7 protein-coding genes, 1 rRNA gene and 2 pseudogenes are annotated in these 6,160 nt (G+C 66.8%); 4 read left to right on the forward strand and 6 right to left on the reverse strand.

The genetic code is table 11. The features are described 5' to 3' along the window. Positions 1 to 140 (reverse strand): annotated as a pseudogene (locus VHD82_RS15655) (phosphotransferase family protein); the annotation flags it as partial. A 14-nt stretch (positions 141 to 154) separates the two neighbouring features. Next, positions 155 to 748, reverse strand: coding sequence for a TetR/AcrR family transcriptional regulator (locus tag VHD82_RS15660; protein ID WP_325703369.1), 594 nt, complete (start codon positions 746 to 748; stop codon positions 155 to 157). Positions 749 to 867: 119 nt separating this feature from the next. On the opposite strand from VHD82_RS15660, the gene VHD82_RS15665 reads away from it, so the two are divergent. After that, positions 868 to 1,263 (forward strand): MerR family transcriptional regulator, encoded by a 396-nt coding sequence (locus tag VHD82_RS15665; RefSeq protein WP_325703372.1) that lies wholly within the window; start codon positions 868 to 870, stop codon positions 1,261 to 1,263. Then, entirely contained in the window at positions 1,260 to 2,240 is a 981-nt protein-coding gene (locus tag VHD82_RS15670; protein WP_325703375.1) for an aldo/keto reductase, read from the forward strand. The genes VHD82_RS15665 and VHD82_RS15670 overlap by 4 nt, the downstream gene beginning before the upstream one ends. 39 nt (positions 2,241 to 2,279) lie before the next feature. Here VHD82_RS15670 and hisS read toward each other — a convergent pair whose 3' ends face one another. The 4 genes and pseudogenes from hisS to VHD82_RS15690 form a co-directional block, all read right to left on the reverse strand. Continuing rightward, on the reverse strand, positions 2,280 to 3,569 hold the full coding sequence (gene hisS / locus VHD82_RS15675) for a histidine--tRNA ligase (protein WP_325703389.1): 1,290 nt from the start codon (positions 3,567 to 3,569) through the stop codon (positions 2,280 to 2,282). A 45-nt stretch (positions 3,570 to 3,614) separates the two neighbouring features. Further along, positions 3,615 to 4,013, reverse strand: a complete 399-nt coding sequence (locus VHD82_RS15680) for a hypothetical protein (RefSeq protein ID WP_325703378.1) — start codon at positions 4,011 to 4,013, stop codon at positions 3,615 to 3,617. 31 nt (positions 4,014 to 4,044) lie between these two features. Further along, positions 4,045 to 4,497, reverse strand: a complete 453-nt coding sequence (locus VHD82_RS15685; RefSeq protein WP_325703382.1) for a flavodoxin family protein — start codon at positions 4,495 to 4,497, stop codon at positions 4,045 to 4,047. A 268-nt stretch (positions 4,498 to 4,765) separates the two neighbouring features. Continuing rightward, positions 4,766 to 5,018, reverse strand: a pseudogene (locus VHD82_RS15690) (helix-turn-helix domain-containing protein); the annotation flags it as partial. 220 nt (positions 5,019 to 5,238) lie between these two features. Between VHD82_RS15690 and VHD82_RS15695 the strand changes: the two are divergent. Both VHD82_RS15695 and VHD82_RS15700 read left to right on the forward strand, forming a co-directional pair. Then, entirely contained in the window at positions 5,239 to 5,400 is a 162-nt protein-coding gene (locus VHD82_RS15695; RefSeq protein WP_325703385.1) for a hypothetical protein, read from the forward strand. 318 nt (positions 5,401 to 5,718) lie between these two features. Continuing rightward, positions 5,719 to 6,160: ribosomal RNA gene (locus tag VHD82_RS15700) — 16S ribosomal RNA — on the forward strand; the annotation flags it as partial.

The following is a 6,160-nucleotide window of genomic DNA, read 5'->3' on the forward strand; positions in this document are numbered from 1 at the left end:
CGGCCCGCCGGATCCCCGAACCGCTCGCGGCCGACGGCCAGCGGGGTCAGGTCCCATTCGGGTGGTCCGACGCAGGAGGAATCGAAGTCGCACAGCACCGGACCGTCCGGGCCGACGATCACGTTGCCCGGATGCGCGTCCAGCGCCAACTGATTCAGCGGCGGCGCCAGCCGTCGGCGTGTGCCCGCAGCGCGGTCTCGTAGGAGGCGGCCACGTCGAAGCCGGTCGGCAGGTTTCCGTTGAGCTCCAGGGAAACCAGCCCATGCACGAGGCCCCACGCGCTCACCGCGATCGTCTCCGGGGCGACATCGGCGAACACCTTCGCGGCGATCGCTTCGCGCACCGCTTCGATCAGTGGCGAGAGCGTGCGGCGCGCCAGGTCGGTGGATTCCGGCGCCGGCTCGAATCCCGGGACGGCCTTGGTGAACATGATCGAGTACAGGTTCGGGTCGGCGAGCGCGCTTTCCCGGTAGGCCAGTCCGAGCCGCACGAAGTCCTCGGCTGGGTCGCCGCTGGGGACGACCGAGGCCAGTCGCTGCCCGAACCGCCGGAAACCTTCCACGTAAAGCGCGTTCACCAGATCCGGTTTGCCGCCGAACAGGGAGTACACCGCGGTGGTGGACGTGCCCGCGTCACTGGCGAGTTTCCGCAGGCTGAGCGCCTTCGGGCCGTCCGTGGACAGCAGTTCGCCGGCCCGGTCGAGCAGGCGCAGGCGGAGGTTTTCGTCATGTGTACGTGGTCGGGCCATGAACACAGCGTATCGCAACAGTGTTATGAATGCTGCGATCAGGAGTTGACCTGGAGTGCACTCCAGGTCGTAGTGTCGAAAGCTGTGAGCGGCGACCACCGAGGGGAGAGAGGACGGCCATGAGCTATTCGATAGCGGAGGCCGCACGCCGGAGCGGCTTGTCGATCGACACCCTCCGGTACTACGAGCGCATCAAACTGGTGGATCCACCCTCGCGCGACGCGGCAGGCCGCCGGGCCTATTCCGACGACGACCTCGCGTGGCTCGGGTTCCTGACCAAGCTCCGCACCACCGGGATGCCGATCAAGATGATGCGGGAGTACGCCCAGCTTCGCCGGCACGGCGACGCCGGGGCCGCACGTCGCCGGGGCATTCTCGTGGAACAGCGGAGCTCGGTCCGGGAGCGGATCGCCGAACTGCAGTCCTGTCTGGACGTACTCGACTACAAGATCGACAACTACGACCGGATCTGCCGTGACCTGGCAGGTGCCGAGGTGGAGGGGATTTCGGCTTGATCGCCAAGCGCAAGCTCGGACAACTGGAAGTCGGCGCGCAGGGCCTCGGCTGCATGGGCATGAGCCAGGCCTACGGCGTGCGCGACAACGACGAGGAGTCCATCGCCACGATTCACCGCGCCCTCGAACTGGGCGTGGATCTGCTCGACACCGCCAATGTCTACGGCGCGGGAGCGAACGAGGAACTCGTCGGCCGCGCCATCGCGGACAGGCGGGACAAGGTCGTGCTGGCCACGAAGTTCGGCATTCGGTTCGAGGGCGGCGAGCAGCGTGTGCGCGGCGACGCCGCGTACGTGAAGAAATCCTGCGAGGAATCCTTGCGACGCCTCGGCGTCGACCACATCGACCTCTACTACCAGCACCGCGTCGACCGGAACACTCCGATCGAAGAGACCTGGGGCGCGCTGGCCGAACTGGTCGCCGAGGGCAAGGTGCGTTACCTGGGCATCTCCGAGGCGACCGCGGCCACGATCCGCGCCGCGCACGCCGTGCATCCGGTGACGGCGCTGCAGAGCGAATGGTCCCTGTGGACGCGCGGGATCGAGGACGAGATCGTGCCGACCTGCCGGGAACTGGGCATCGGCATCGTGCCGTTCTCCCCGCTCGGCCGGGGTTTCCTGACCGGCACGGTCACCTCGGCCGAGGAGCTGCCCGAGGACGACATGCGCCGCGGTATGCCCCGGTTCCAGGGCGAGAACCTCGACCGTAACCTGGCCATCGTCGAGGCGCTGCGCAAGCTCGCCGCGGAAAAGGGGGTCACGGCAGGGCAATTGGCGCTGGCGTGGGTGCAGCACCAGGGCGAGGACGTGGTGCCGATCCCGGGCACCAAACGCCGGAAGTACCTGGAAGAGAACGCCGCCGCCACCGAAATCACACTGTCCGAAAAGGACGTCGCCGCGATCGAGGCGGCCGCGCCGTCGGACGCGGTGGCGGGCGCGCGTTACCCGGAACGATTCGCACGCAACGTGGACAAGTGAGAAAGGGCCCCGCACTCGAGCGAGTGCGGGGCCGCTTTTTCAGCCCAGCAATGCCTGGACGGCGGCCGCGACCCCGTCGAGCGCCACGGTCTGCTGCTCCCGGCTGGCCAGGGAGCGGACGGTGACGTTTCCGGCGTCCCAGTCCTCCTGGCCGACGATCACCACCGCACGCGCCCCGGCCCGGTCCGCACGCGAGAGTTCCTTGCCCAGCTTGCGCAATTCGAGCGGCGTCGACACACGCAGCCGCGCCCCGCGCAGCTCCGTCGCCACCTTCCGCGCCGCACCAGCCAGTTCCTCGACGACCGGGATCACCACGACATCGACCTCGCTGCGCGGTTTCGGGGTGAGGCCGTGCGTGCCGAGGAAGTCCATCAGCGTCACGTCGCCCATGCCGAACCCGATGCCCGGGATCTGCTGCGACGTGAACATCCCGGCCAGGTCGCTGTACCGGCCACCACCGAAGAGCGCGCGGTTGTTCTCCGGCGAGGTGTCGAAGACCTCGAACACGGTGGACGTGTAGTACGCCAGCCCGCGCACGATCATCGGGTCGAACCGGACCAGGCCCGCCGCGTCGGAGTCCAGCACCTTGACGAGGTTCGACGCCTCTTTCACCGGCGCGGGCAGCTCGTCCAGCAACGCGGTGCCGGCGCCGAGCACATCGCCGAGCTTCTCGAACTGCTTGTCCGACAAGCCGATCTCGGCCGCCTGCTCGCCCAGCTTGTCCCTGTCGTACTTCTCCCAGCGGTCCACGAGCGAGAACACCTGGTTCAGCTGCTCGGCCGGCACGCCGACGAGATCGGTCAGCGCCGAACCGAGCAGGTTCCGGTCGTTGGCGCGCACCAGGAACATGTCCTCAGTGGCACCGACCGAACCCAGCAGCGTGTGGATCAGCTCGAACATCTCGATTTCGCAGTTCGCACTGTCGGAACCGAAGATGTCGGCGTTGATCTGCCAGTGCTCGCGCACCCGGCCGCGCTGGGGACGCTCGTAGCGGTGGCAGTTCGGGTGGCTGTACCAGCGCACCGGGAAGTTCAGCGAACCCGCGTTGCCGGCGATCATCCGGGCGACCGACGGGGTCATCTCCGGGCGCAGCGCGAGCCTGCGGCCACCCCGGTCGGTCAGCGTGTACAGCTGCTGATCGGCGATCTCCTGACCGGACTTGCGCTCGTAGATCTCGGCGGACTCCAGGATCGGGCCGTCGTAGCGCTGGTAGCCGAACTGCTCGAGGGCGTCGTAGAGATGGTCGAACACCTGCGTCCGGACGGACATCTCCGCGGGCAGGAAATCCCTGGTCCCCCGGTAGGGCGCGGTCGACAGGTACTCGGGCACGACGATCCTCACGTTCGGAAAAAGGTACGGTCCGAGTTTATCGAGCTAGGCGACTGCGATTCCCCAGGCCGTCATCAGCATCGCCGCCGCGAGGAACACCGCGCCGCCGGTGGTGACCCCGTGCGCGAGCCCGCCGCGGCCGGGCAGCAGGTTGAGGAAGAGCCCGCCGGCCTGGCCGAGGATGCCGAACAGCAGCAGGAAGCACGCGATCCACCGCGCCGCTTCGCCGAGGTCGCCCTGCGCCAGCAGCTGCAAGGAGATCAGGGCGAGCACGAGCAGCACACCGGCATGCGCGTGCCCGGCGCGGAAGAACGATCGCTGCTGGTCGGTCAGCTTGCGTTTGCGCAACAGGCCGAGCAGTGCGTAGCCGCCGTACATCACGGTCGGCAGCGACACCAGGGCGATCACGGTGAACAGCTGGGCAGGACCACTGAGTAGAGTCATGCCGCGAGCATAACAGCGTTTTATAACAGTGTCATACAGTCAGCCCGGCCGCGACGCTCGCGCCCAGCTCCCAGCACGCTTCCAGGTCGACCTTGCTCGGTTCGCCGGTCACGGTCACCTTCGCGGCGGCCTGTTCCCAGCCGAGCCCGGTGGTGATCGACTCGATCCCACGCACCGTCCCGGCGACGTCACTGCCGCCGTGCACGTAGTAACCGAACGGACGGCCACGGGTGGAGTCGAGGCAGGGGTAGTAGACCTGGTCGAAGAAATGCTTGAGCGCGCCCGACATGTATCCGAGGTTCGCCGTGGTGCCGAGCAGGTAGCCGTCGGCTTCGAGCACGTCGGACGCCGTCGCGGCGAGCGCCGCCCGCCGCACCACGTCGACCCCCTCGATCTCGTTGGTGGTCGCACCGGACACCACCGCCTCGAACATAGCCTGCACATTCGGCGACGGCGTGTGATGCACGATCAGCAGAGTGGGCATGGTGCCCGAGCCTGCCGTGCCCGTCGGCGCGCGGCAACTGGCGCGGGGACACACGCCGAGGTCCCGCGTGCCGATCACCTTCAGCAGCTGCAACGCCTCGTGCCCCGGCGTGCCGGGATCGGCCGGGTATCGGCCGGGTAGATGACGACGCGCTGGTCACGCTCGGACACCACCAGCACCTCGCAGTTCACCTCGAACTCGCCGACCACCGGGTGGCTGGCGATCTTGATCTACGCGACGGCCTAGGCGTGTGAGCGGGCGGCTCGTCCGCGAGAGAGAACAGGTAATTGCGCTCGCGGTCGGACAACCGGAGTGCGCGCGTCAGCCCGGAAAGCACCTGCCGCGACGGCTTCGGCCCGCGGGCCAGTTCCAGCCGGGTGTAGTAGTCCGTGGAGATGGCGGCCAGGCCCGCGACCTCCACCCGTCGCAGACCGGGCGTGCGACGGGAGGAGCCCGGCTGGCAAGCGGACGTCCGCCGGCTGCAGACGTGTCCGCCTGCTCCGTAAGAAGTCCGCCAACACGAACCCAGTTTCCCCGCGCGCCCAGCCAGGGATCGCCGGTCCCTGGTTCGACGATCTCCGCCGGAGCCCGCCCGCGAAACTCGTCGAGCAGGGGTTCGGCCGAGTGAGCTGTCCGCGGACGTGGTGCGCCAGGTGTGCGACACGAACGTCTTCGGGCCGATCCGTGTCATCAACGCCTTCGTTCCGCTGCTGCTCGGCTACACAGCTCGACAGCATCCGCGTGAATGCGGTGAATCCGGGGCACTGCGCGACCGACCTGAACGCGTACCGCGGACATCTGTCGCCGGTCGATGGCGCGGAAGTCGCGGTCCGGCTCGCACTCGACACCTCCGAAGAGCGCACCGGACGTTTCCACACCGCGCGCGGAACGCTGCCCTGGTAGCCCGCTGTACTGCGGTTTTACCCTTAAGGGACCCCCCTGTTCGGACCGGTTTTCCAGGCATGTAATCTTCTTTTCGTCGCCAGGGAGACCGGGCCGGAGGGCAAAAGCCCAAACGCACGGGGTACCAGGCCGCCGAGCTGGACCACCCCCGAATGAATCGGCAGATTCGAGACGGGGTAGGGTATGGCCCGGTTGAAGCAGCAAAGAGCGTGTTGTTTGAGAACTCAACAGTGTGTTTGATGAACTAAGCCAGTAGAGCTTATTTGAACCCTTTGTGGGTTTCTTTGAGAATGCGATCGAGTCGGTCGAACTTGTTCATTGTTGGAGAGTTTGATCCTGGCTCAGGACGAACGCTGGCGGCGTGCTTAACACATGCAAGTCGAACGCTGAAGCATCTTCGGGTGTGGATGAGTGGCGAACGGGTGAGTAACACGTGGGTAATCTGTCCTGTACTCTGGGATAAGCCTTGGAAACGGGGTCTAATACCGGATATGACTTCGCACTGCATGGTGTGGGGTGGAAAGTTTTGGCGGTACAGGGTGAGCCCGCGGCCTATCAGCTTGTTGGTGGGGTGATGGCCTACCAAGGCGACGACGGGTAGCCGGCCTGAGAGGGCGACCGGCCACACTGGGACTGAGACACGGCCCAGACTCCTACGGGAGGCAGCAGTGGGGAATATTGCGCAATGGGCGAAAGCCTGACGCAGCGACGCCGCGTGAGGGATGAAGGCCTTCGGGTTGTAAACCTCTTTCAGCAGGGA

Origin of the sequence: Amycolatopsis sp. (assembly GCF_035546795.1) — a bacterium.
GTDB lineage: Bacteria > Actinomycetota > Actinomycetes > Mycobacteriales > Pseudonocardiaceae > Amycolatopsis_E.